The organism is Streptomyces sp. N50 (assembly GCF_033335955.1).
In the GTDB taxonomy this organism is placed as follows: Bacteria; Actinomycetota; Actinomycetes; order Streptomycetales; family Streptomycetaceae; genus Streptomyces.
In genome coordinates this window covers 3,943,917-3,965,244 of the sequence record NZ_CP137549.1, presented here as the reverse complement: position 1 = coordinate 3,965,244, position 21,328 = coordinate 3,943,917, and the positions used below count along the sequence as shown (strand labels likewise).

The 21,328-nt window shown below is 70.0% G+C and carries 20 protein-coding genes; 10 read left to right on the top strand and 10 right to left on the bottom strand.

Annotation, left to right across the window (positions count from 1 at the left end):
* Window position 1: 1 nt before the first annotated feature.
* From R2B38_RS17310 to R2B38_RS17300, 3 genes are all read right to left on the bottom strand, one after another.
* Window positions 2-862 (bottom strand): helix-turn-helix domain-containing protein, encoded by an 861-nt coding sequence (locus tag R2B38_RS17310; RefSeq protein ID WP_318017045.1) that lies wholly within the window; start codon window positions 860-862, stop codon window positions 2-4.
* Window positions 863-1,143: 281 nt separating this feature from the next.
* Window positions 1,144-1,416: a hypothetical protein gene (locus R2B38_RS17305; protein WP_318017044.1), complete on the bottom strand. Its 273-nt coding sequence runs from the start codon at window positions 1,414-1,416 to the stop codon at window positions 1,144-1,146.
* Window positions 1,417-1,469: 53 nt separating this feature from the next.
* Complete coding sequence (locus tag R2B38_RS17300; RefSeq protein WP_318017043.1) at window positions 1,470-2,006, bottom strand: hypothetical protein; 537 nt, start codon at window positions 2,004-2,006, stop codon at window positions 1,470-1,472.
* Between the two features lie 327 nt (window positions 2,007-2,333).
* Here R2B38_RS17300 and R2B38_RS17295 point away from each other — a divergent pair, with 327 nt between their 5' ends.
* From R2B38_RS17295 to R2B38_RS17285, 3 genes are all read left to right on the top strand, one after another.
* On the top strand, window positions 2,334-5,459 hold the full coding sequence (locus R2B38_RS17295) for a sacsin N-terminal ATP-binding-like domain-containing protein (protein WP_318017042.1): 3,126 nt from the start codon (window positions 2,334-2,336) through the stop codon (window positions 5,457-5,459).
* Window positions 5,460-5,669: 210 nt separating this feature from the next.
* The gene (locus tag R2B38_RS17290; RefSeq protein WP_318017041.1) at window positions 5,670-6,428 is read left to right on the top strand and encodes a calcium-binding protein; all 759 of its coding nucleotides are present in this window, start codon (window positions 5,670-5,672) and stop codon (window positions 6,426-6,428) included.
* Window positions 6,429-6,644: 216 nt separating this feature from the next.
* Complete coding sequence (locus R2B38_RS17285; RefSeq protein WP_318017040.1) at window positions 6,645-7,586, top strand: hypothetical protein; 942 nt, start codon at window positions 6,645-6,647, stop codon at window positions 7,584-7,586.
* 164 nt (window positions 7,587-7,750) lie between these two features.
* Here the strand turns inward: R2B38_RS17285 and R2B38_RS17280 are convergent, their stop codons facing one another.
* Both R2B38_RS17280 and R2B38_RS17275 read right to left on the bottom strand, forming a co-directional pair.
* Window positions 7,751-10,147 carry a cation-translocating P-type ATPase gene (locus R2B38_RS17280; RefSeq protein WP_318017039.1) on the bottom strand — a complete coding sequence of 799 codons (2,397 nt, stop codon included), beginning with the start codon at window positions 10,145-10,147 and terminating at the stop codon, window positions 7,751-7,753.
* 113 nt (window positions 10,148-10,260) lie between these two features.
* A complete protein-coding gene (locus R2B38_RS17275; protein WP_318017038.1) occupies window positions 10,261-10,551 on the bottom strand; it encodes a DUF2530 domain-containing protein in 291 nt (96 codons plus the stop codon).
* Window positions 10,552-10,694: 143 nt separating this feature from the next.
* Between R2B38_RS17275 and R2B38_RS17270 the strand changes: the two genes are divergently transcribed.
* Window positions 10,695-12,089: an NCS2 family permease gene (locus R2B38_RS17270; RefSeq protein ID WP_318017037.1), complete on the top strand. Its 1,395-nt coding sequence runs from the start codon at window positions 10,695-10,697 to the stop codon at window positions 12,087-12,089.
* A 19-nt stretch (window positions 12,090-12,108) separates the two neighbouring features.
* Here the strand turns inward: R2B38_RS17270 and R2B38_RS17265 are convergent, their stop codons facing one another.
* Window positions 12,109-12,291 carry a hypothetical protein gene (locus tag R2B38_RS17265; RefSeq protein WP_033281377.1) on the bottom strand — a complete coding sequence of 61 codons (183 nt, stop codon included), beginning with the start codon at window positions 12,289-12,291 and terminating at the stop codon, window positions 12,109-12,111.
* A gap of 164 nt (window positions 12,292-12,455) precedes the next feature.
* Here R2B38_RS17265 and R2B38_RS17260 point away from each other — a divergent pair, with 164 nt between their 5' ends.
* Both R2B38_RS17260 and R2B38_RS17255 read left to right on the top strand, forming a co-directional pair.
* Window positions 12,456-12,893 (top strand): MarR family winged helix-turn-helix transcriptional regulator, encoded by a 438-nt coding sequence (locus tag R2B38_RS17260; protein ID WP_026150457.1) that lies wholly within the window; start codon window positions 12,456-12,458, stop codon window positions 12,891-12,893.
* Between the two features lie 112 nt (window positions 12,894-13,005).
* Complete coding sequence (locus tag R2B38_RS17255) at window positions 13,006-14,277, top strand: MFS transporter (protein ID WP_318021713.1); 1,272 nt, start codon at window positions 13,006-13,008, stop codon at window positions 14,275-14,277.
* A 30-nt stretch (window positions 14,278-14,307) separates the two neighbouring features.
* Here the strand turns inward: R2B38_RS17255 and R2B38_RS17250 are convergent, their stop codons facing one another.
* Window positions 14,308-14,832 (bottom strand): GNAT family N-acetyltransferase, encoded by a 525-nt coding sequence (locus tag R2B38_RS17250; RefSeq protein WP_318017036.1) that lies wholly within the window; start codon window positions 14,830-14,832, stop codon window positions 14,308-14,310.
* 109 nt (window positions 14,833-14,941) lie between these two features.
* Here R2B38_RS17250 and thpR point away from each other — a divergent pair, with 109 nt between their 5' ends.
* A complete protein-coding gene (gene thpR, locus R2B38_RS17245) occupies window positions 14,942-15,499 on the top strand; it encodes an RNA 2',3'-cyclic phosphodiesterase (protein ID WP_318017035.1) in 558 nt (185 codons plus the stop codon).
* 139 nt (window positions 15,500-15,638) lie between these two features.
* On the opposite strand, the gene R2B38_RS17240 is transcribed toward thpR, so the two are convergent.
* Both R2B38_RS17240 and R2B38_RS17235 read right to left on the bottom strand, forming a co-directional pair.
* A complete protein-coding gene (locus R2B38_RS17240; RefSeq protein WP_318017034.1) occupies window positions 15,639-16,631 on the bottom strand; it encodes an aldo/keto reductase in 993 nt (330 codons plus the stop codon).
* A 70-nt stretch (window positions 16,632-16,701) separates the two neighbouring features.
* A complete protein-coding gene (locus R2B38_RS17235; RefSeq protein ID WP_318017033.1) occupies window positions 16,702-17,445 on the bottom strand; it encodes an SGNH/GDSL hydrolase family protein in 744 nt (247 codons plus the stop codon).
* 78 nt (window positions 17,446-17,523) lie between these two features.
* Here R2B38_RS17235 and R2B38_RS17230 point away from each other — a divergent pair, with 78 nt between their 5' ends.
* The gene (locus R2B38_RS17230; RefSeq protein WP_318017032.1) at window positions 17,524-18,516 is read left to right on the top strand and encodes a WD40 repeat domain-containing protein; all 993 of its coding nucleotides are present in this window, start codon (window positions 17,524-17,526) and stop codon (window positions 18,514-18,516) included.
* On the opposite strand, the gene R2B38_RS17225 is transcribed toward R2B38_RS17230, so the two are convergent.
* Window positions 18,500-19,276 (bottom strand): TetR/AcrR family transcriptional regulator, encoded by a 777-nt coding sequence (locus tag R2B38_RS17225; protein WP_318017031.1) that lies wholly within the window; start codon window positions 19,274-19,276, stop codon window positions 18,500-18,502. The genes R2B38_RS17230 and R2B38_RS17225 overlap by 17 nt on opposite strands.
* A 106-nt stretch (window positions 19,277-19,382) precedes the next feature.
* On the opposite strand from R2B38_RS17225, the gene R2B38_RS17220 reads away from it, so the two are divergent.
* Entirely contained in the window at window positions 19,383-20,405 is a 1,023-nt protein-coding gene (locus R2B38_RS17220) for an ATP-binding cassette domain-containing protein (RefSeq protein ID WP_318017030.1), read from the top strand.
* The gene (locus R2B38_RS17215; protein ID WP_318017029.1) at window positions 20,402-21,313 is read left to right on the top strand and encodes an ABC transporter permease; all 912 of its coding nucleotides are present in this window, start codon (window positions 20,402-20,404) and stop codon (window positions 21,311-21,313) included. Before R2B38_RS17220 ends, R2B38_RS17215 begins: the two co-directional genes overlap by 4 nt.
* The last annotated feature ends 15 nt before the right edge of the window (window positions 21,314-21,328 follow it).

The following is a 21,328-nucleotide window of genomic DNA, read 5'->3' as shown; positions in this document are numbered from 1 at the left end:
GCTAGGCGGCTCCCGGAAGATCGGTTCGGCAGTCATGGCAGCGTCCCGGGGTCGGTGAGCGGAAGGCGCGGTCGCAGCCCTCGCAGTTCTGGAGCGGGTGCCGTACGGCTGGTGGCGGGGCCGGGGCGCGGAACGGTGGTGGGGGCGGGAGTTGGGCCGTCAGGCGGTGGGCCAGGAGGGCCGCGGGGCGGCGCAGGTCCTCGGGTGGCAGGTCTGCGGTGAGCGCTTGGCGTACGCCTGTGGGGGTGACGTCTCGCTCCAGCCAGGCCGCGACGCCCGGCGCCAGGTGGGCCGTGTCGCAGGCCGACAGGAGCAGGCGGGGATCGTGGCGGCGGAGGCCTGCCAGGAGGTCCGTGGCCTGCTGGATGAGCGCGGGGGAGGGGTATGCCGGGCGCGGTACGGGCGGCAGCGCCTTGCGGGGTACCCGTTCGCGCCGGGGTGCGGCTGCGGGTGCCTTGTCCCTACGGCCGCTGCCGGGCTGGTTGCACGAGATCGTGCGGGTGACGATGCGGCCGTCGGGAATCCGGTGCCGTTCGCGCCGCAGGTAACCGTGGGCCTCCAACTCCCGTAGCGCGGCGGCGATTCGGGTCGTGCCCTCCGGGAAACGGGCCGCGAGGGTCTTGATGTCGACGCGGGCGCCCGCCGGGAGGGACTGGATGTAGACGCCGAGTCCGATCGCCAGGGCCGACAACTCCGGGTGCTGGGCGAGATGGTTGCCGATCACCGTGAAGTGGGTGGTGTGGCGGGCGTTGTCGTGTGTGAGTCCGACGCCGGGTGTGCGGTTGCTGCGCTGCTTCGGGTGTTTGTCGGCGGTGTGCCGGGACTGGGCGCGCGGGGGCGCGCTAATGTCGTACGTATCCATCGGGAAGGGGTCTACTTCCTTGGTGGTCAGGCCCTCGCCTTGGGATGCCAGTCCCGGCGAGGGCCGTCGTATGTCTGCGGTTTGTACTGCGGTTGTGTGCGCTGAGCGTAGATCACGCAACCTGCCCGGAATCCAGCCCAGTTGATGATGTTCACCCGAATGGGTGAATTGCGAGCCGGGCTGCCGGGAGGGTGGGGTGGGGCTTGGTGATGGTCCTTTCCCCGTCGTGGTCCTTGGGAAAAGGCGCCCCTTGCACCGGAGTTCGGGTTTCTGGAGACCGGTCACGCCTCCGCGGCGAACGGATCACCCAGGACACCGGCGAGCCGGACGAGCCCGAGGTCGCCCCCGTCCGTCACCGCCGCGTAGACGGTGTAGGCCCATCCCCGTCCCTTTGCGTACCGGGACGCCCACGCCAGGACCTCCTCCACGTCGACCTCGCCCAGGACCTCGTACTCGTACGCGGTCACCGCCCCCACGTCCCAGAAGTAGACGCGGTACCGGGCATGGTCCTGCTCCCACTGGGCGTCACGAGGGTCAATGCCGCGAATGTCCATGAAGCGAGCGTATGAGGCGATCTCCCGCGCCATCGCCGACGCACCACGACGACTTACAGCTGGTCCCCCCTCGCGGCCGGCTTCGGAGGATGCGGCCCGCCGCCGTCCTTGGCGTCCTCGCCGCAGGTTCGTCCTTGGTAGGACTGGTCGTTGGGGATCAACAGCACCCCGGCAACCTCCGAGGGGTGCTCGACGGCGAGCCAGTCGTCGCCCGTGGTGTCACCGTTGGGCCCGAACGCCTGCGACGAATAGACCGTCCCGCATCCCAACGCCACGCGCTCCTTGTCGACCGCGCAGACGTCCAACGCCGGGCCGTTGAACTCACCGGCCCCGTCGAAGCGGAAGTGGAAGTGGACCAAATCCCCTCCGGAAGGCTCCTGCGGATGGAGCTCAAGCCGCCAGTCGACGACCTCGGCGCCGGCGCCACGAAGCTGCCCATAAACATCCTCGACCCGCACCTTCACACCGGCCTCACCACGCTTCGTAGTCGTGTCGGTGCACCCCCAGTCAGCAGAACAGCCGGCCCTGGCGAGAACCACCAGAACCACCAGAGCCAACGCCCCACCGGCGAAAACCCGCACGCGAAACACTCGGACAACCCCCAACCAGAGAACCCCACTTGCCCCCCACGAGCCCGCGGCCGCCGACGAGACGGGAGCGGGTCGTGGCGGTACGGCGCAGCCCGCCGCGTACCCGGCACCAACCCGTCCAGCCGTGATAGCAAAACCGAAGGGCCCCGCAGGAGGCGGGCTGGCCGTACCGCCACGACCCCGACCCCACCACACACCTGCGGGCGAACCACCACACCCCCCGCCCTCCTCCACCCCCGCCCGCACCCCCTCCACACCGGCCCCGCGCCACCCCCTCCCCTCCGCGCGGTACCTTCATCGCGACGTCGATGAGGAGAGTGAACGTACGTGAGTAAGTTCGTGCGGCCCGCCGCCGAGGGTGCCGACCCGTTCGGCACCGCCCGTCTGCGGCGTGGGGTGCTCGACGCCTGGGCGACCAGCCCGGCCCGGTTCCGGGAGGACGCCAACGCCGAGGAGGACCTCGTCCTCGGCGGGTACCGCGACCGGCTCGTCGTCGAGCTCGCGCAGAACGCCGCCGACGCCGCCGCCCGCGCGGGCGTGGCCGGCCGCCTCCGCCTCACCCTCCGCGACGGCGTCCTGTGCGCCGCCAACACCGGCGCCCCCCTCGACGCCACCGGCGTCGAATCCCTCGCCACCCTCCGCGCCTCCGCGAAACGCGACGCCGGTGACAGCGCGGTCGGCCGGTTCGGCGTCGGCTTCGCCGCCGTCGTGGCCGTCACCGACGAACCGGCCGTGGTCGGACGGCACGGCGGCGTCCGCTGGTCCCTCGCCGAGGCCCGCGCCCTCGCCGACGACACCGCCCGGCACAGTCCAGGACTCGGCACCGAGATCCGCCGCCGCGACGGACACATCCCGCTGCTGCGCCTCCCGTTCGCCGCCGAGGGCACCGCCCCCGACTCCTACGACACGGTCGTCATCCTCCCCCTCCGCGACACCGCCGCCGAGGATCTCGCCGAGCGCCTCCTCGGCGCCGTGGACGACGCGCTTCTCCTCGCCCTCCCGGGGCTGACCGAGGTCGTGGTCGAGGTCGGGGACCAGGCCCCCCGCACCCTCACCCGCCGCACCGACCGCGCCGACACCGTCGTGGACGACAGCCGCGACGGAACCACCCGCTGGCGTACGACCGCCGCGCACGGGGAGCTGGCCAAGGAACTCCTCGCCGACCGCCCCGTCGAGGAGCGGCTGCGCCCCTACTGGTCCGTGACCTGGGCCGTACCCGTCGACGAGGACGGCACCCCGGCACGCCCCCGCACCAGCCCCGTCGTCCACGCCCCCACCCCCAGCGACGAACCCCTGGGCGTACCCGCCCTGTTGATCGCCTCCCTCCCCCTCGACACCACCCGCCGCCACGCCGCCCCCGGCCCCCTCACCGACTTCGTCGTGGAGCGCGCGGCGGACGCGTACGTCGAACTCCTCGCCGCCTGGCGCCCGGTGACCACCGGCATCATCGACCTCGTCCCCGGCCCCCTGGGCAAGGGGGAGCTGGACGGCACCCTCCGCCAGGCGATCCTCCAGCGCCTGCCGCGCACGGCCTTCCTCCCGCCCGCCCTCGAACCCCCCACCGACGAACCGGAGTTGCCCGAGGCGCTACGCCCCCGGGACGCCGAGGTCGTCGAGGGCGCCGGCGCCGACACCGTGCGCGTCCTCGCCGAGGTACTGCCCACGATCCTCCCCGCCGGACTCGAACGCCGCGTGGAACTACGGACGTTGTGCGTAGCCCGCGTCCCCCTCACCGACGCCGTCGACCGCCTGGCCGGCCTGGAGAAGGACCCCGACTGGTGGCGCCGGCTCTACGACAGCCTCGCGGGCGTGGACCCGGACCGGCTCACCGGCCTGCCCGTGCCGCTCGCCGACGGCAGGACGACGATCGGCCCGCGCCAAGTCCTGCTCCCCACCCCCGACTCCGCCCAGGTGGAGCCCGAAGTCCTGGCCCGCCTCGGCCTCAAGGTCGCCCACCCGGACGCCGCGCACCCCCTCCTGGAGAAGCTCGGCGCGCTGCCCGCGACTCCCCGAGCCGTCCTCACGACCCCCCAGGTACGGGCCGCCGTGGCCGCCTCCCTCGACGAGGAGGGCGGGGCCATGTGGGACGAAGTCGCCCCGGACAGCGACGAGTTGGCGGAGACCGTCCTCGCCCTGGTCCGGGACGCGGGCCTCGAACCCGGTGACGAACCCTGGCTCGGCGCCCTCGCCCTGCCCGACGAGGACGGCGAACTCGCCCCCGCCGGTGAACTGGTGCTGCCCGGCAGTCCGTTCGCCCAGGTGATGCGGGACGACGAACTGGCCTTTGTCGAGGCCGACTTGGCCGACCGCTGGGGCGAACAGCCCCTCGCCGCCTGCGGAGTCCTCGCGACCTTCGCCCTGGTCCGCGCCACCGACGTCGTCCTCGACCCGGACGAACTGGAGCCCCGCGACAGCGACTTCGCGGAACCCGACGACCCCGGCCTGCTGGACTCCGTGGACGTGTGGTCGGAGGACGTCCTCGACCGCTTCCCCGACAGCCCCGTACCCCCGGTCGCCACCGAACTGGTCGCCGTACGCGACCTGGACCTGGTCGACGAGGACCGCTGGCCCCAGGCCCTCGCCCTCCTCGCCCGGCCCCCGCTCCGCGACGCGATCACCCAGCAGGTCCGCGTCCTCCTGCCCGACGGCACCCACGAGCTCGTACGGCCGTACACCGCTTGGTGGTTGCGCGGCCACCCGGTCCTCGACGGCCGCCGCCCGGCAGGCCTGCTGGCGGCCGGCGGGGACCCGCTCCTGCGTGGCCTCTACGACGAGGCCGACGCGACCGGCTTCGACGACGAACAGGTCCTGCGCGCACTCGGCGTCCGCACCTCGGTCGCCGCCCTCCTCGACGAGCCCGGCGGCGCCGCCGAACTCCTCGACCGCCTCGCCGACCCCGACCGCGAGGTCACCGGCACCCAACTGCACGCCCTCTACAGCGCGTTGGCCGACCTCGACCCGGAACAGGTCACCCTCCCGGACGACCTGCGCGCCGTGGTCGACGGCGAGGTGACGGTCGTGGACGCCGCCGACGCGGTGGTCGTCGACTCACCCGACCTGCTCCCCTTCACCTCCGGCACCCCGCTCCTCCCCGTACGCCCGTCCAGGGCGGCCGAGTTGGCCGAACTCTTCCAGGTCCGCCGCCTGAGCGAGTCGGTCACCGGCGAGGTCACCTCCGAGGGCGCCGAACACGACGTACCGGAATCCGTCCGGACCCTCCTCGGCCCGCTCACCCCCGCGACCTACGTCGAACACGACGAACTCGTCGTGGACGGCGTCGAGATCGACTGGCGCCGGACCCGCGACGGCGTGCTGCACGCGTCGACCCTGGAGGGCGTGGCGGCCGGCCTCGCCTGGGCGGCCGGGCAGTGGCCGCGCCGCTTCGAGGTGGCGGCGCTGCTGGAAGACCCGTCCCGGACCGAGGAGTTGGCACGGGACCGCTGGTTCGACTGACGGGAGCGGCCCGGACAGCCGGACCGCGGCCGCCCCTCCCTCCATCAGCGATCTTCACCAACTCACCAAGAAAGCACCACGAGTTGTACAACCATTCCCCCGGGTCGCGAATCTGATCATCCGGGCCGCCAGGCTCCACGATCACGTCCACGATCACGTCCACGATCACGTCCACAATCATGATCACGATCACGTTCCATGGGGGAACACATGCGCATACGTGCCACCGTCGTCGCCGTCTCCGGTGCCCTCGCCCTCGCGGCCGTCGCGGTCCCGGCCGCGCAGGCCGACGGCAGTTCGGGCGACACGAAGATCACCAAGGTGGTCGTCGACGGCGACAACCAGGTGACCGTGGCCGCCTCCAGCACGAAGAGCATCAAGGTCAGCGTGACGGCCACCGACAACTCGGGCATCGCGAGCGCCGACGAGTTCTCCCTGACCGGTCCCAACTTCGGTTACCTCTCGACCGCCAAGCCGACCTGCGTGAAGGTCAACGCCACGACCTCGACCTGCTCCGCCTCGGTGCTGGTCGACCCGAGGGTCGGCGACGTCTTCAACGACGAGGCGGGCACCTGGTACGTGGAGGCGTGGATCGACGCCAAGGACGGCGACTTCATCTGGAAGGAGAAGGCCGCCTCCGTCAAGGTCCAGCGCGCCTCCCAGCTGACGGCCAACGCCGCTCCGGAGCCGGTGAAGAAGGGCAAGACCATCACGGTCACCGGCAAGCTGAGCCGCGCGAACTGGGAGACCCACAAGAACGCGGGGTACGCCGGCCAGCCGGTGAAGCTCCAGTTCCGCAAGAAGAGCTCCAGCACGTACACCACGGTGAAGACCGTCAAGACGAACTCGACGGGCAACCTGAGCACCACCGTCAAGGCGACCGTCGACGGCTACTTCCGCTACAGCTTCGCCGGCACCTCGACCACCCCGGCCGTCAGCGCCGCGGGTGACTTCATCGACGTGAAGTAAGGCCTGAGGGGCCGCGCCGACCTGCGGATTCTCCGCACTTCACCATCAGTTCGCAATCCCCGCACAAAATCTGGTTCCGGCGTACAACCCTCACCACAGGTCGCGAATCAGAACACGTGAGCCAACAGGCTCCGCCATCACTTGGGCCCCGGCGCCGACGACGAGCCGTTCGGAACGACCAGCGCGTCGGGGCCCCCTTTCCCACTTGGGGAACGCATGCGCATAAGCGCCACCGTGGCCGCCGTCTCCGGCGCCCTGGTCCTCTCCGCCTTCGCCGTACCGGCCGCGCAGGCCGCGGGCTCCGACGCCGGCTCGTACCGCTCGGACGTCGCGAAGATCCGTGAGGCCGCCCACGCCTCCGGCAGGGCCACCCTCTCCGGCTCCACCGTCGCCACCCCGGCCGACGCCACGCCGTACGCCCTGAACGTCACCTTCGCCAACGTCAAGGTGAACAACGGCAAGCCGATCGTGGCCGGTACCTCCGGTCACCTCTCCGTGCCGGTCACCTACACGCTGACGCACGGTGCCGACGTCGACATCACGGCGTCCGACTTCCTCACCGGCCCGTACATCTACAAGGGCACCTTCGCCAACCCGTCCAACATGCTGTTCGGCAACGACGCGGGCACCTGCACGATCACCTCGGCGACCGCCGCCTCCTGCAAGGCCACGCTCGACATCTACCCGGGCGAGGGCGACCTCTCGAACACCGACGCCGGTGCCTGGAAGGCCGGCGCCGAGGCCATCGCGCTGAACGGCCAGGACCCGACCAGCGCCGGCTTCGACATCACCAAGGTCGGCCTCGCCGACCAGGGCAACTTCGCCTCCCCGAACGTCACGCGCCTGGCCAAGCTCACGGTCAACGCGGCCCCGGAGCCGGTGAAGAAGGGCAAGACCATCACGGTCACCGGCAAGCTGACCCGCGCGAACTGGGACGGCGCCAACTACACCGGCTACTCCACCCAGCCGGTCAAGCTCCAGTTCCGCAAGAAGAACGCCACCACGTACACCACGGTCAAGACCATCAAGACCACCTCGACAGGCGCCCTGAAGACCACCCTCAAGGCCACGGTCGACGGCTACTTCCGCTACAGCTTCGCGGGCACGTCCACCACGGCCCCGATCAACGCGACGGGCGACTACGTCGACGTGAAGTAGCACCACCAGTACCTGAAAAGCGGATGCCCGCGCCCCGAACCAGGGGCGCGGGCATCCGCTTTTCAGGGCCGCGCCCTCAAGAACAGGGCTGCGCCAGCCGCCTTTGAGGGGCGCGGGGAACTGCGCGACCAGCCACGACGCACCCGCAGACGAACTACAGGCCCTTAGGCCGGCACCCGCCGATCAACCACCCTCCACACAATCTCCAGCACAACCCCCGCCACCACAGAGATCCCCACAGCGATCCACGGCATCGTCACCCCCACCAACTTCAGCGCGAAGAAATGCTGAAGCCAAGGCACAACCAGCACGACCACGAACGCCGCCCCCATCGAGGCGACCAGAGTGATCCGCCACCACGTATACGGCCGCGCGATGATCGCCAGCACCCACATCGAGATCAGGAACAGCGTCAACGTCGCCGCACTGGTCTCCGCCCCCAACGCCCCCTTCCCCGTGTAATGGTGACGAGCGATCAGGTACGTCACAAAGGTCGCGGCCCCGGCGATCACACCCCCCGGAATCGAATACCGCATCACCCGCCGCACAAAATGAGGCTTGGCCCGCTCCGTGTTCGGCGCCAACGCAAGAAAGAACGCCGGAATCCCGATCGTCAACGTGGACAACAGCGTCAAGTGCCGCGGCAGGAACGGATATTCAACCCGCCAGCACACCACCAGCACAGCCAGCAGCACCGAGTACACGGTCTTCACCAGGAACAGCGTCGCCACCCGGGTGATGTTCCCGATCACCCGCCGCCCCTCGGCAACGACCGAAGGCAACGTGGCGAAACTGTTGTTGAGCAACACGATCTGCGCGACGGCCCGGGTCGCCTCGGACCCGGACCCCATCGAGACCCCGATGTCGGCATCCTTCAGGGCGAGTACGTCATTGACGCCGTCCCCGGTCATCGCGACGGTGTGCCCGCGCGACTGCAACGCCCCCACCATGTCCCGCTTCTGCTGCGGAGTAACCCGCCCGAACACAGTCCCCTCGTCAAGGGACTTGGCCATCTCCCCCTGATCCGAAGGCAGTTGACGGGCATCGACAACCTGCCCGCTGAGCCCCAGCTTCCCCGCCACCGCCCCGACGGACACCGCGTTGTCCCCGGAGATGACCTTCGCGTGCACATCCTGCTCGGCGAAATAGGCCAGCGTCTCGGCCGCGTCGGGCCGCAACCGCTGCTCCAGCACCACCAACGCCGTGGCCGAGGCCTCCCGCACGACCCCGGGATCATCCAGCTCACCGGAGACCCGGGCCAGCAACAGCACCCGTAGCCCCTCCTCATTGAGCCGCCCGGTCTCCTCAAGGGCGGGATCATCATCGGCGAGCAGCACATCAGGCGCCCCGAGCAGCCACGTACTCGACTCCCCGTTCCCCTCGCTGAACGACGCCCCGCTGTACTTCCGCGCCGACGAGAACGGCAGCGACTCCACGCACCGCCACTCCCCGCTGTCCGGACAGGCCGTGATGATCGCCTGAAGCGACGCGTTCGGCCGCGGATCCGACTCGCCCAACGCACCCAGGACTTTGCGTACGTACGTTTCGTCGGCCCCGCCGAGCGGACGCAACTCGGTGACGTCCATCCCGCCCTCGGTCAGCGTGCCCGTCTTGTCGAGGCACACCGTGTCGACGCGGGCGAGGCCCTCGATGGCCGGAAGTTCCTGGACGAGGCACTGTTTCCGGCCAAGCCGGATGACACCGATCGCGAAGGCCACCGAGGTGAGGAGGACAAGACCCTCCGGGACCATCGGGACGATGCCGCCGACCGTCCGCGCGATCGAGTCCTTGAACCCGTGCTGTTTGACGACGAGTTGGCTGATCACCAGGCCGATCGCGGTCGGGATCATCATCCACGTCACGTACTTGAGGATCGTGGAGATACCGGTGCGCAGCTCGGAGTGGACGAGCGTGAACCGCGATGCCTCCTCGGCGAGTTGGGCCGCGTACGCCTCCCGCCCCACCTTCGTCGCCTCGAACGCGCCCCCGCCGGCGACCACGAAACTCCCCGACATCACCGCGTCCCCCGGCCGCTTGACCACCGGGTCCGCCTCACCGGTGAGCAGCGACTCGTCGATCTCAAGACCGTCGGCCTCGACGCACTCCCCGTCGACGACGACCTTGTCACCGGGCCCGATCTCGATCAGATCACCCAGCACGATCTCGGAGGTGCTCACCTCCACCGCGGCCCCGTCGCGCCGTACCGTCGGCTTCGACTCGCCGATCACCGCGAGGGAGTCGAGGGTCTTCTTCGCCCGCCACTCCTGGAAGACCCCGATCCCGGTGTTGGCGATGATCACGTACCCGAACAGGCTGTCCTGGACCGGCGCCACGAACAGCATGATCAGCCAGAGCACGCCGATGATCGCGTTGAACCGGGTGAAGACGTTCGCGCGCACGATCTCGCCCAGCGACCGGCTGCTGCGCACCGGGACGTCGTTGACCTCTCCGCGCGCCACCCGCTCGGCGACCTCGGCGGTGCTGAGTCCCTGGGCCCGCCGCGCCGGGATGGGCACGGGGTGCACAGGATCGAGTTCGGCGCCCGCGTCGGTGTGCGTCATGCATTCGACGGTACGTGCGGTTTTACGGCTTCACCCGCCGAGTGCCCGGAAGATCCGACCAGGGGAGGACGGTTGGCGGGGCGGGGTGATGCCAGGGGTGTAGGGGAAGCTCGTCACTCCGCAGCAGGGGAGGGGGTCTCCGTGGCCGAAGCAGCCGCCTCGGCCGCCATGCGCTTGAGCGCCGCGTCGCGCCCCCGGACGTACCAGATGCCGATCAGTCCGAGCCCGGCCCCGGCCAGACAGGTCCACACCCACCACAGATGGCCGTGGTCGTCGAACCAGCCGTAGAAGGGGAGCTGTACCAGGAAGAGGACGAACCAGAGGATCGTGAGGCCGATGATCGTCGGGACGATCGGGCCCTCAAGGGGCTCCGGTGCCTCGTGTGTCGGTGTCCACTTCGCCATGCCCCCAGCTTACGAGGCGGCGCAAGGCGCTCGGCGGACACTCGGCCCCACGCCGGTCTACGCGCGGAGATAGCGCCTGACGTCTTCATATGTTCATACTGAAACGGTTTCCGTCTGTCCACTTCTGCTCGTAGGAACATCCAATGCCGACCGCGCTCGACCGTTACTTCAAGATCTCCGAGCGTGGCAGCTCGCTCCCCCGCGAGATCCGCGGCGGCTTCGCCACCTTCTTCGCGATGGCGTACATCATCGTGCTCAACCCGATCATCCTGGGCAGCGCGAAGGACATGTACGGGCACCACCTGGACAACGGCCAGCTGGTCACCGCGACGGCCGTGACGGCCGCGTTCACCACCCTCCTCATGGGTGTCATCGGCAACGTACCGATCGCGCTGGCCGCCGGACTCGGCGTGAACTCCGTCGTCGCCCTCCAGCTCGCGCCGCGCATGACGTGGCCGGACGCGATGGGCATGGTCGTGCTGGCCGGTCTGGTCGTGATGCTGCTGGTCGCCACCGGGCTGCGCGAGCGCGTCATGAACGCCGTGCCCTACGGACTGCGCAAGGCCATCTCGATCGGTATCGGCCTGTTCATCATGCTGATCGGGCTCGTGGACTCCGGGTTCATCTCCCGCATCCCGGACGCCGCCCAGACCACCGTCCCGCTCCAGCTCGGCGCCGACGGTCACCTCAACGGCTGGCCGGTCCTGATCTTCATCCTGGGCGTCCTGCTCACCCTCGCGCTGATCGTCCGCAAGGTCTCCGGCGCGATCCTGATCTCCATCGTCACGATGACGGTCCTCGCGGTGATCGTGAACGCGGTCGCGACGATCCCCTCCTGGGGCCTGACCACCCCGAAGTGGCCCGGAAACCCGGTCGCCACCCCGGACTTCGGCCTGATCGGCAAGTTCAGCCTGTTCGGCGGCTTCTCCAAGGTCGGCGTGCTGACCGGTGTCCTCTTCGTCTTCACGGTCCTGCTGTCGTGCTTCTTCGACGCGATGGGCACGATCATGGGCATCAGCGACGAGGCCAAGCTGACCGACGGCGAGGGCAACATGCCCGGCATCAACAAGGTCCTCTTCGTCGACGGCATCGCGGTCGCGGCCGGCGGTGCCAGCTCGTCCTCCGCGACCACCTGTTTCGTGGAGTCGACGGCCGGTGTCGGCGAGGGCGCCCGCACGGGCTTCGCGAACGTCGTCACGGGCGCGCTCTTCGCCGTAGCGCTGTTCCTCACGCCGATCGCCACGATGGTCCCGTCCCAGGCGGCCACCCCCGCGCTGCTCGCGGTGGGCTTCCTGATCCTGGCGGGCTCCGTCAAGGAGATCGACTGGGCCGACCACACGATCGCGATCCCGGCCTTCATCACGATGGTGATGATGCCGTTCACCTACTCGATCACCAACGGCATCGGCATGGGCTTCATCACCTTCGTGGTGCTGCGGCTGGTGGCGGGCCGGGGCCGGGAGGTCCCGGTGCCGATGTACGTCGTCGCGGCGGTGTTCGGCTTCTACTACCTGATGCCGGCGCTGGGTCTGACGTGACCCACGCTTCCACGGGCCCTCACGTGACCCCGTAGAACTTCTCGGTTTCTTCCACGGCGGTCTGGAACCGCTCGTCGAAATCGTCCCGGATGAGCGTCTGGACCACATAGTCCTGGACGCTCATTCCCCTTTTCGAGGCATGGTCGCGGAGCCGTTCGAGCAGCTCCCCGTCTATCCGCAGGCTGAGCACGCTGGTCCCCATGTAGACGAGGGTCCGGGGCGGTTCCGGGCGGTGGGTCACGTTCCGCGCCGGGATCACTCATATGGGTGACGGAAGGGTTCAGTGGCCAGGGTCACGGGCATCTCGGCGTGTCGTATCGGTATCCAGTTGGTCTTTAGCGAGAGTAATGAGTTACGCTAAAGAACATGCCGGACCTTACGCATGGCGACGACGCTGCCGCCGTGAACTCCCTGCGATCAGCCGTGATGCGGTTGTCCCGCCGACTCAAGCACCAGCGGGTCGACGAGTCACTCAGCCCCACCGAGATGTCGGTGCTGGGCACCCTGTCCACCTGCGGCAGCGCGACCCCTGGCGAGCTCGCTCGCAAGGAGCATGTGCAGCCGCCCTCGATGACCCGCATCGTCGCGCTGCTCGAAGCGAAGGGTCTGGTCCAGCTGGAGCCGCACCCCGAGGACCGGCGCCAGAAGGTCGTCACCAAGACCCCCCAGGCCGAGGCGATGCTCGAGGAGAGCCGCCGCAAGCGCAACGCGTTCCTGGCCGGCCTGGTCGACGGCCTCGACGAGGACGAGTGGGCGAAGATCGTCGCCGCCGCCCCCGTGCTGGAGAAACTCGCACACCTGTAAGTCTGTCTATGTAGGAGGCGACCTTTTGAGTTCGGGACCCGGAGCAGACTCCGCCCCCGCGCCAGCCACCCCCGACTCCCCGCCCACCCCTGATCCCGTCGGCAAGTCCTCGATGTTCAGCTCGCTGAAGATCCGGAACTACCGGCTGTTCTTCATCGGCCAGGTCGTCTCCAACACCGGCACCTGGATGCAGCGCATCGCCCAGGACTGGCTGGTCCTCAGCCTCACCGGCTCCTCCGCCGCCGTAGGCATCACGACCGCCCTCCAGTTCCTGCCGATGCTGCTTTTCGGGCTCTACGGCGGTGTCCTCGTCGACCGGCTGCCCAAGCGCCCCACGCTGCTCGTCACGCAGTCCGCGATGGCCCTCACCGGCCTCGCCCTCGCCTTCCTCACCATCTCCGGCCACGTCCAGGTCTGGCACGTCTACGTCGCCGCCTTCGCCGTGGGCCTCGCGACGGTCGTCGACAACCCGGCCCGCCAGTCCTTCGTCTCCGAGATGGTCGGCCCCGAGCAGCTGCAGAACGCGGTCAGCCTGAACTCGGCGAACTTCCAGTCCGCCCGCCTGGTCGGCCCCGCCGTCGCGGGCGTCATGATCACCGGCGTCGGCACCGGCTGGGCGTTCCTCTTCAACGGCCTGTCGTTCGTGGCCCCGCTGGCGAGTCTGCTCCTCATGCGCAACCGCGACCTGCACTCCGTCAAGCGCGCCCCGCGCGGCAAGGGCCAGCTCCGCGAGGGCCTGCGCTACGTCGCGGGCCGCCCCGACCTGATCTGGCCGATCGTCCTCGTCGGCTTCATCGGCACCTTCGGCTTCAACTTCCCGGTGTGGCTGTCGGCCTACGCGGACGACATCTTCCACGCGGGCGCCGGCGCGTACAGCCTCTTCAACACGCTCATGGCGGTGGGCTCCCTGGTGGGCGCCCTGCTCGCCGCCCGCCGGGGAACCACCCGCCTCCGCGTCCTGATCGCGGCGGCGGCGGCGTTCGGCATCCTGGAGGTCGTAGCCGCGGTGGCCCCTTCCTACTGGCTCTTCGCCCTCCTCATGATCCCGATCGGCATCTTCGGTCTGACGGTGAACGTCACGGCCAACACCGCCGTCCAGATGGGCACCGACCCGGCCATGCGCGGCCGCGTCATGGCCCTGTTCATGATGGTCTTCATGGGCGGTACGCCGGTGGGCGCACCGATCGTCGGCTGGATCACCGACGCCTACGGCCCCCGGGTGAGCTTCGCCCTCGGCGGCGTCATCGCGGCCGTCGCCGCGGCCACGATCGGCGTGATCCTGGCCCGTATCGGCGACCTGCGCCTGTCGTTCGACTGGAACCACGGTCATCCGAGCGTGGCCTTCGTCCCGCGCGAGCGCGAGCAACTGGCCGCGGCGGCCTGAGAGTTGGGAGCGTGGCCCGGGGGGTGACGGCTACACCCTCCGGGCCAGCACCTGTCCCGGCCACCGGTCCTCACCGACGACGAACGCCTCGGTGGCCGTGAACCCGTTGCTCTCGTAGTAGGCGACGAGCTTGCGGTCGTCCCCCGCGTAACAGTCCACCCGCAGCAGGGAGATCCCGGCCCGCCGCGTCACCTCCGCCGCGTGCGCGAGCAGCGCGCCACCGACGCCGTAGCCCTTGAACCGGCGGTCGGAGGCGAGGAGATGGACGTACCGCTCCGGCTCGTCGACGGCTTCGATGTACGACCCGGGGGAGTCGGTGAGGGTGAGCGTGCCGGCGGGGACTCCGTCGACCTCGGCGATGTAGGGCGAGCCCTGCGCCACATACCGCTCCACCATCGCCACGGCCTTCGGGTTCTCCGACCACGGCGTGCTGCCCCACTGCCCGGTCCGCCCCTGCGCGACGAGCCACGCCACGGCACTGTCGAACATGCCGAGTATCGCGGGGATGTCGTCGGGCCCGCCGTCTCTGATGCTGATGCTGGTGTCGGTCTCCATGGCAGCAGGCTAGGGGTCCGAAAAGGCTGTGCCCTGGACTAACCGTCCAAGTGCGGCAGACCGGTTAGTCCAGGGCACACACCTTGAGCAGTGGTGGAAGGCTGCCCCCATGAGACTCTTCGCGGCACTGCTGCCGCCCGAGGACGTGCTGGCCCAACTCGGCGCGGCCGTCGACGAGTTGCAGGGCCTCCCGGGCGCGGACGCGCTCCGCTGGACGAGCCGCCCCGGCTGGCACTTCACGCTCGCCTTCTACGGCGAGGTCGACGAGGACGCCGTACCCGCACTGTCGGCCGCCCTGGAGCGGACCGCGCGCCGGACCGAACCGTTCGGGCTCGCGGTGCGCGGAGGCGGGCAGTTCGGGCAGGGGCGGGCGCTGTGGGCGGGCGTGGAGGGGGATGTGGCGGCCCTGCGACAGCTCGCGGAGCGTTGCGAGGAGGCCGCGCCGACGAGCGAACACCGGCGGTACCGCGCCCACCTCACCGTGGCGCGCGGCCGGGACGCCATGGACGTACGGCCGTATCTCGACCGCCTCGACGACTTCGCGGGCCGGGCGTGGACGGTGGACGAACTGGTGCTGGTCCGGAGCAACCTGCCGAGGTCGGGCGTCCCGGGGGAGCAGCCGCGGTACGAGGCGGTCGCCCGCTGGGCACTGGGGGCGGCCGGTTAGGCTCGGGTACGTGGACCCGAAATTCCGGAACCGGATCATGGCCGGTGTGCTTGTGCTGTTGTTCGTTGTCGTGGGGCTCGCGGCCGCGCTCGGTAAGTGAGGGCAAGCGCCCCTGAAGGAGCGCTTGCCCTTGAGGTGACTACCAGGCGAAGGCCTCCGGAGAGGGGCCCGGACCCGGGAAGATCTCGTCCAGCGAGGTCAGGATCTCCTCGCTCAACTCCAGCTCCACGGCGCGCAGCGCGGACTCCAGCTGCTCGGCGGTGCGCGGGCCCACGATCGGGCCGGTGACGCCGGGGCGGGTCAGCAGCCAGGCCAGGGCGGCCTCGCCGGGCTCGATGCCGTGCTTGTCGAGGAGGTCCTCGTAGGCCTGGATCTGGGCGCGCGAGGTCGGGTTGGCGAGGGTGTCGGCGGCCCGGCCGCTCGCCCGGCGCCCGCCCGAGACCTCCTTCTTGATGACCCCGCCGAGGAGCCCGCCCTGGAGCGGGGACCAGGGGATGACCCCGAGGCCGTACTCCTGCGCGGCCGGGATGACCTCCATCTCGGCGCGGCGCTCGGCGAGGTTGTAGAGGCACTGCTCGCTGACGAGCCCGATGGTGCCACCGCGCCGCGCGGCGATCTCGTTGGCCTGGGCGATCTTGTAACCGGGGAAGTTCGAGGAACCGACGTAGAGGATCTTGCCCTGCTGGACGAGGGTGTCGATCGCCTGCCAGATCTCCTCGAAGGGGGTGGCCCGGTCGACGTGGTGGAACTGGTAGATGTCGATGTAGTCGGTCCGCAGCCGCTTGAGGCTGGCGTCCACGGCCCGCCGGATGTTGACCGCGGAGAGCTTGTCGTGGTTGGGCCAGGCGTCGCCGTCCGCGGCCATGTTGCCGTAGACCTTCGTGGCGAGGACCGTCTTGTCGCGGTGGACGGGGCTCTTGGCGAACCAGTTGCCGATGATCTCCTCGGTCCGGCCCTTGTCCTCACCCCACCCGTACACGTTGGCGGTGTCGAAGTAGTTGATGCCCGCGTCCAGCGCCGCGTCCATGATCGCGTGGCTGTCCGGTTCGTTCGTCTGCGGTCCGAAGTTCATCGTGCCGAGGACCAGTCGGCTGACCTTGAGGCCTGTGCGTCCGAGCTGCGTGTACTTCATGAGTGTCTAGCCAACGACTTCGAGTGCGCTCTACGCAAGGGGAATCGGTCGTAGGAGAAGCCGCCGGAGGTCAGCGCCGGGCCGATCGCCTCGACGAGGAGTGGGGCGCCCAGTGGTGAGGGCTGTCCGCGGCCGGGTCGTCCTCGCCGTACTCCCCGCCCACCCCCCACGCCTGATGCATCGCCCCCGCGAACGCCCCCGCGATCCTGTGCTCGCCGGCCGCGTTCGGGTGGGTGCCGTCGTACGTGTCGTGGTCGACGTCGTACGACTCCGGGAGCGAGGCCAGGAGGAGCGGGGAGCGGCGGTCGTCGAGGTCGGCGACCGCCTTCGCCTGGAGTTCGTTGAAGAGGGCGACCTCGGTGGCGAAGGGGGCGTCCGTGCGGGCGCGGACGTTCGGGATCACCGGCAGGAACACCATGCGGACCGAGGGCTTCGCGGCGCGGGCCTCCGCCACGAAGGCGCGCATGTTCTCGGCCGTCTGGGGCGCGTTCGTGTAGAAGCCCAGGTCGATCAGGCCGAGGGAGACGAGGAGCACGTCCGCCCGGTGCGCGCGGACCGCCTCGCCGATCAGCGGGGCCATGTGCAGCCAGCCCTCGCCCCAGCCGGCCAGGTGGAAGTGCGGGAAGTCGGGGTCGGCGTACTCGTACGACGTGGGCGAGTCCGTCGCCTTGTCGTACAGCGTCTCGCGCGGGCCGACCACGGCGAACGGGCCGCCGTAGGTCGCGCGCAGGTGCTGCCACATCCGGTAGCGCCATGTGTGTTCGCCCGCGCTCCCGATCGTCATGGAGTCGCCTACGGGCATGAACCTGAGCATCCGCTCATGATGGACGATCAACGGCCGATCACTGGAGCCGATGGGATGTGAGGCCCGCCACGATGGCAGGCTGGGGGCATGCGTCGCTTCCTCGCGTTCCTCGGCGCCGGCTTCCTCGTCGGCGCGCTCGCCCTGCCCGCAGCCGCAGCACCCTCCGACGACGGTGACGGCAAGGGCGACAAGGGGTTCACGATCACGGACTCCCGGATCACGGAGTCGAGCGGGCTCGCCGCCTCGCACCTGCACCCCGGTATCTACTGGACGCACAACGACAGCAACGACGGCCCGTACATCTACGCCGTCGACAGCAGCACGGGGAAGACCGTCGCCACGGTCACCTTCAGCGGCGTCGGCAAGCCGCGCGACGTCGAGGCGATCTCCATCGGCCCGCACAACGAGATCTACGTCGGCGACATCGGCGACAACCTCGACGGGACCTGGCCGTACGTCTGGATCTACAAGCTGCCCGAGCCGAAGGTCCTCAAGGACCAGACGATCCGGGCGACGCAGTACGTCGTGAAGTACTCGGACGGCGCCCGCAACGCCGAGTCGCTGATCGTGCACCCCAAGACCGGACGCGTGTACATCATCGACAAGAAGGAGGACGGCGGGCATCTCTTCGAAGGCCCGGCCAAGCTCTCCTCCTCCGGCACCAACTACTTCAAGCCCATCGCCGCGATCGACCTCTGGGCCACCGACGCCGCCTTCTCTCCCAACGGCCAACAGCTCGCCGTACGCGGCTACTTGGGCGGTATCTACTACGACTGGAACGGTGGCAAGATCAAGCGCGAGGGGCGCCTCGACGTGCCGTTGCAGGGGCAGGGGGAGTCCGTCAGCTACTCGGCGGACGGCACCAAGCTCATGTACGGGAGCGAGGGCACCGACAGTCCCGTGCAGGCCGAGGACGCTCCCGGCGGCGGTTCGGACTCCGCCAAGTCGCCCTCGGGCGGCGGGAGTTCGGCGAGCGGCGACGACAGCGGCTCGGGGAGCGACGTGAAGATCGGCGCGGTGGCGGTCGTGGTCGTCCTCGGCGCGTTCTTCGGGCTACGGCGCCTCACGCGTCGCCGCTGAACTCCCCTGCCGCGCACCGCTGTCGGACCACGACCTCCAGCCCGTCCAGGATCCGCCCGAGCCCGAACTCGAAGTGGTCGAAGCCGGCGGTGAACGTGTCGGGGGACAGTGACGCGAGCGTCGGGTACGCGCCCGTCGCCATCGCCTTCTCCAGCGCCGGGACCTGGGCGCCGTAGAACTCCGCGTCGGTCAGGCCGGTGGAGCGGGCCGCCTCCTCCTGGTGGACCTGGGTGCGGGCGGCGCCGACGACGTAGCCGTCGATCATGACGACCGTCGAGACGAGCTCCGGGTCGGTCAGGCCCATCGGGCGGATGCGGCCGAGCAGGTGTTCCAGGGTGGCGAGGGCGCGCGGGCCGAGCAGCGGGCGGGACTGGTTGACGCGCAGCAGCCAGGGGTGCCGGCGGTGCACGGCGAGGGCGTCACGGGCGGCGGTCTCCAGCGCCGCGCGCCAACTGCCGCTGCCCGCGCCGTCGTTGGGCCGGTCCGGGAAGCGGACCCGGTCCAGCATCAGGTCGAGGAGCTCGGCCTTGCCGGGCACGTACCGGTACAGGGACATCGCGCCGGTGCCGAGATCGGTGGCGACCCGCCGCATGGAGACCGCGTCCAGCCCCTCCTCGTCCGCGATGCGGACGGCCGCGTCCACGATCCGGTCGACGGACAGCCCTGGTTTCGGCCCGCGGCTGGGGCGGGGGCCGGTGTCCCACAGCAGTTCGAGGGTGCGGCCGATGTCACCACTGCCGCTGGACTCCGTCGAGGTCATGCGGGGGAGTCTAGGTCGCCGGGCGAAAACCGAGTACACCGTACGCGCCATCGGATACGGTGCACGCAGTTCGAACGCCCGGTACAGGAGGGAGGGATGAGGACCCATGAGCGGTGACACAGGTGACACCTACGTGGTGGAGGCCGAAGGGCTGGAGAAGCGCTACGGCGACAAACGCGCCCTCGACGGCTTCGACCTGGCCGTCCGCGAGGGCACCGTGCACGGTCTGCTCGGCCCGAACGGCGCCGGCAAGACCACCGCCGTCCGCATCCTCTCCACGCTGGTCCGGCTCGACGGCGGCCGGGCGACCGTCGCCGGTCTGGACGTGGCCCGGCAACCGCGCCAGGTGCGTTCGCGGATCGGGCTCACCGGCCAGTACGCGGCGATCGACGAGATCCTCACCGGCCGGCAGAACCTGGAGATGTTCGGCCGCCTCTTCCATCTCGGCCGCAGGCGCGCCAAGTTGAGGGCGGCCCAACTCCTGCGCCAGTTCGACCTGGAGGCCGCCGCGGACAAGGGCGCGGGCGGCTACAGCGGAGGCATGCGCCGCCGCCTCGACCTCGCCGCGTCGATGATCCTGGCCCCGGCCGTCCTCTTCCTCGACGAACCGACCACCGGCCTGGACCCGCGCAGCCGGGGCGAAGTCTGGGAAGCGGTACGGCAGTTGGTGGCGGAGGGCACCACAGTCCTCCTGACCACGCAATATCTGGAGGAGGCCGACCGCCTGGCCTCCCGCATCACCGTCATCGACCAGGGCCGCGCCATCGCCGACGACACCCTCGACGGCCTCAAGAACCGCGTCGGCGGCGACCGCATCGAGGTCGTCCTGCGCGAACCGGCCCACATCCCCTACGCGTTGCAGGCGGTCGCGAGGGTCGCCCACGGCGGCCAACCCGAGGCGGACATGGGCGAGTTGCGGGTGCACGCGCCGGTCGCCGACCGGGTGGGCTCGCTGACCGAGGTCGCCCGCTACCTCCACCACTACGGCATCCCGGTCGAGGACATAGGCCTGCGCCGCCCGAGCCTGGACGACGTGTTCCTACGGCTGACGGGCCGCCGTACGGAAGAGGAACCGGCCGCCCAGGAGCCGGAGTTCGAGGCTCCGGAGACCGAGGGGGCAGCGGCATGAGCGGGGGAGCGTCAACGGCATCCGCATCGGCATCCGAGGGCACCGGCCGCACCTACCGCAGACGCCCCCAGCACGGCCGCGTCTTCTGGACGATCGCCGACTGCTGGAACGTCGTCCGCCGCGGCCTGACCCACTACCGCCGCCAACCGGTCAGCATCCTCTGGCAGTTGGGCTTCCCGATCCTGTCCGTGCTGCTGTACGGCTACGTCTTCGGCAAGGCGATGCTGGTGCCGGGCGGCGGCGACTACAAGGCGTTCCTGATGCCGGGCATGTTCGTGATGACGATGGCCATGGGCTTCGTCTCCACGGCCACGATCTTCGTGAACGACGCGAAGAAGGGCGTCATCGACCGCTTCCGTTCCATGCCGATGGCGCCGTCGGCGGTGGTCGCGGGCCGCGGTGCGACCGATCTCATCGTCGCCTGCGCCGAGTTGGGCATCATGATGGCCACGGCGTACGGGATGGGCTGGCGCCCGGAGTTCGGCGCGGGCTCCGACCTGGGCGCGGGCCTCGGCGTCGACATCGGCCTCGGCCTGGACTTCGTGAAGGCGGTGGCCCTGCTCCTGGCCCTCCGCTTCGCGCTGATCTGGGTCGGCGTCTGGCTGGGGTTGCTCCTCCCGGGCCCCGAACAGGTCGGCGGCCTCTTCGCGATCGTCTTCCCCCTGACGATGATCTCCAGCATCTACGTCTCCCCGACCCAGATGCCCCACTGGCTCGGCCAGGCCGCGCTCTGGAACCCGCTCTCGTCCACGGCGGGCGCGACACGGGCGCTCTTCGGCGCACCGACGGGCCAGGGCGCGTCCTGGCCGGAACAGCACGCGTTGCTGCTGGCGGGAGCGTGGCCGGCGGCGCTGACCTTGCTGTTCCTGCCGCTGGCGGTGCGCAGGTTCCGCAGGCTGAGCCGATAGCCGTGGGCGACTGCC

Coding starts and splice junctions, on each gene's coding strand:
- R2B38_RS17220 (WP_318017030.1), top strand. CDS start 19,383: ATGAGCGGTGACACAGGTGACACCTACGTGGTGGAGGCCGAAGGGCTG.
- R2B38_RS17265 (WP_033281377.1), bottom strand. CDS start 12,291: ATGGGGACCAGCGTGCTCAGCCTGCGGATAGACGGGGAGCTGCTCGAA.
- R2B38_RS17290 (WP_318017041.1), top strand. CDS start 5,670: ATGCGCATACGTGCCACCGTCGTCGCCGTCTCCGGTGCCCTCGCCCTC.
- R2B38_RS17255 (WP_318021713.1), top strand. CDS start 13,006: ATGTTCAGCTCGCTGAAGATCCGGAACTACCGGCTGTTCTTCATCGGC.
- R2B38_RS17250 (WP_318017036.1), bottom strand. CDS start 14,832: ATGGAGACCGACACCAGCATCAGCATCAGAGACGGCGGGCCCGACGAC.
- R2B38_RS17225 (WP_318017031.1), bottom strand. CDS start 19,276: ATGACCTCGACGGAGTCCAGCGGCAGTGGTGACATCGGCCGCACCCTC.
- R2B38_RS17235 (WP_318017033.1), bottom strand. CDS start 17,445: ATGCTCAGGTTCATGCCCGTAGGCGACTCCATGACGATCGGGAGCGCG.
- R2B38_RS17280 (WP_318017039.1), bottom strand. CDS start 10,147: ATGACGCACACCGACGCGGGCGCCGAACTCGATCCTGTGCACCCCGTG.
- R2B38_RS17305 (WP_318017044.1), bottom strand. CDS start 1,416: ATGGACATTCGCGGCATTGACCCTCGTGACGCCCAGTGGGAGCAGGAC.
- R2B38_RS17230 (WP_318017032.1), top strand. CDS start 17,524: ATGCGTCGCTTCCTCGCGTTCCTCGGCGCCGGCTTCCTCGTCGGCGCG.
- R2B38_RS17240 (WP_318017034.1), bottom strand. CDS start 16,631: ATGAAGTACACGCAGCTCGGACGCACAGGCCTCAAGGTCAGCCGACTG.
- R2B38_RS17275 (WP_318017038.1), bottom strand. CDS start 10,551: ATGGCGAAGTGGACACCGACACACGAGGCACCGGAGCCCCTTGAGGGC.
- R2B38_RS17285 (WP_318017040.1), top strand. CDS start 6,645: ATGCGCATAAGCGCCACCGTGGCCGCCGTCTCCGGCGCCCTGGTCCTC.
- R2B38_RS17310 (WP_318017045.1), bottom strand. CDS start 862: ATGGATACGTACGACATTAGCGCGCCCCCGCGCGCCCAGTCCCGGCAC.
- R2B38_RS17270 (WP_318017037.1), top strand. CDS start 10,695: ATGCCGACCGCGCTCGACCGTTACTTCAAGATCTCCGAGCGTGGCAGC.
- thpR (WP_318017035.1), top strand. CDS start 14,942: ATGAGACTCTTCGCGGCACTGCTGCCGCCCGAGGACGTGCTGGCCCAA.
- R2B38_RS17260 (WP_026150457.1), top strand. CDS start 12,456: ATGCCGGACCTTACGCATGGCGACGACGCTGCCGCCGTGAACTCCCTG.
- R2B38_RS17215 (WP_318017029.1), top strand. CDS start 20,402: ATGAGCGGGGGAGCGTCAACGGCATCCGCATCGGCATCCGAGGGCACC.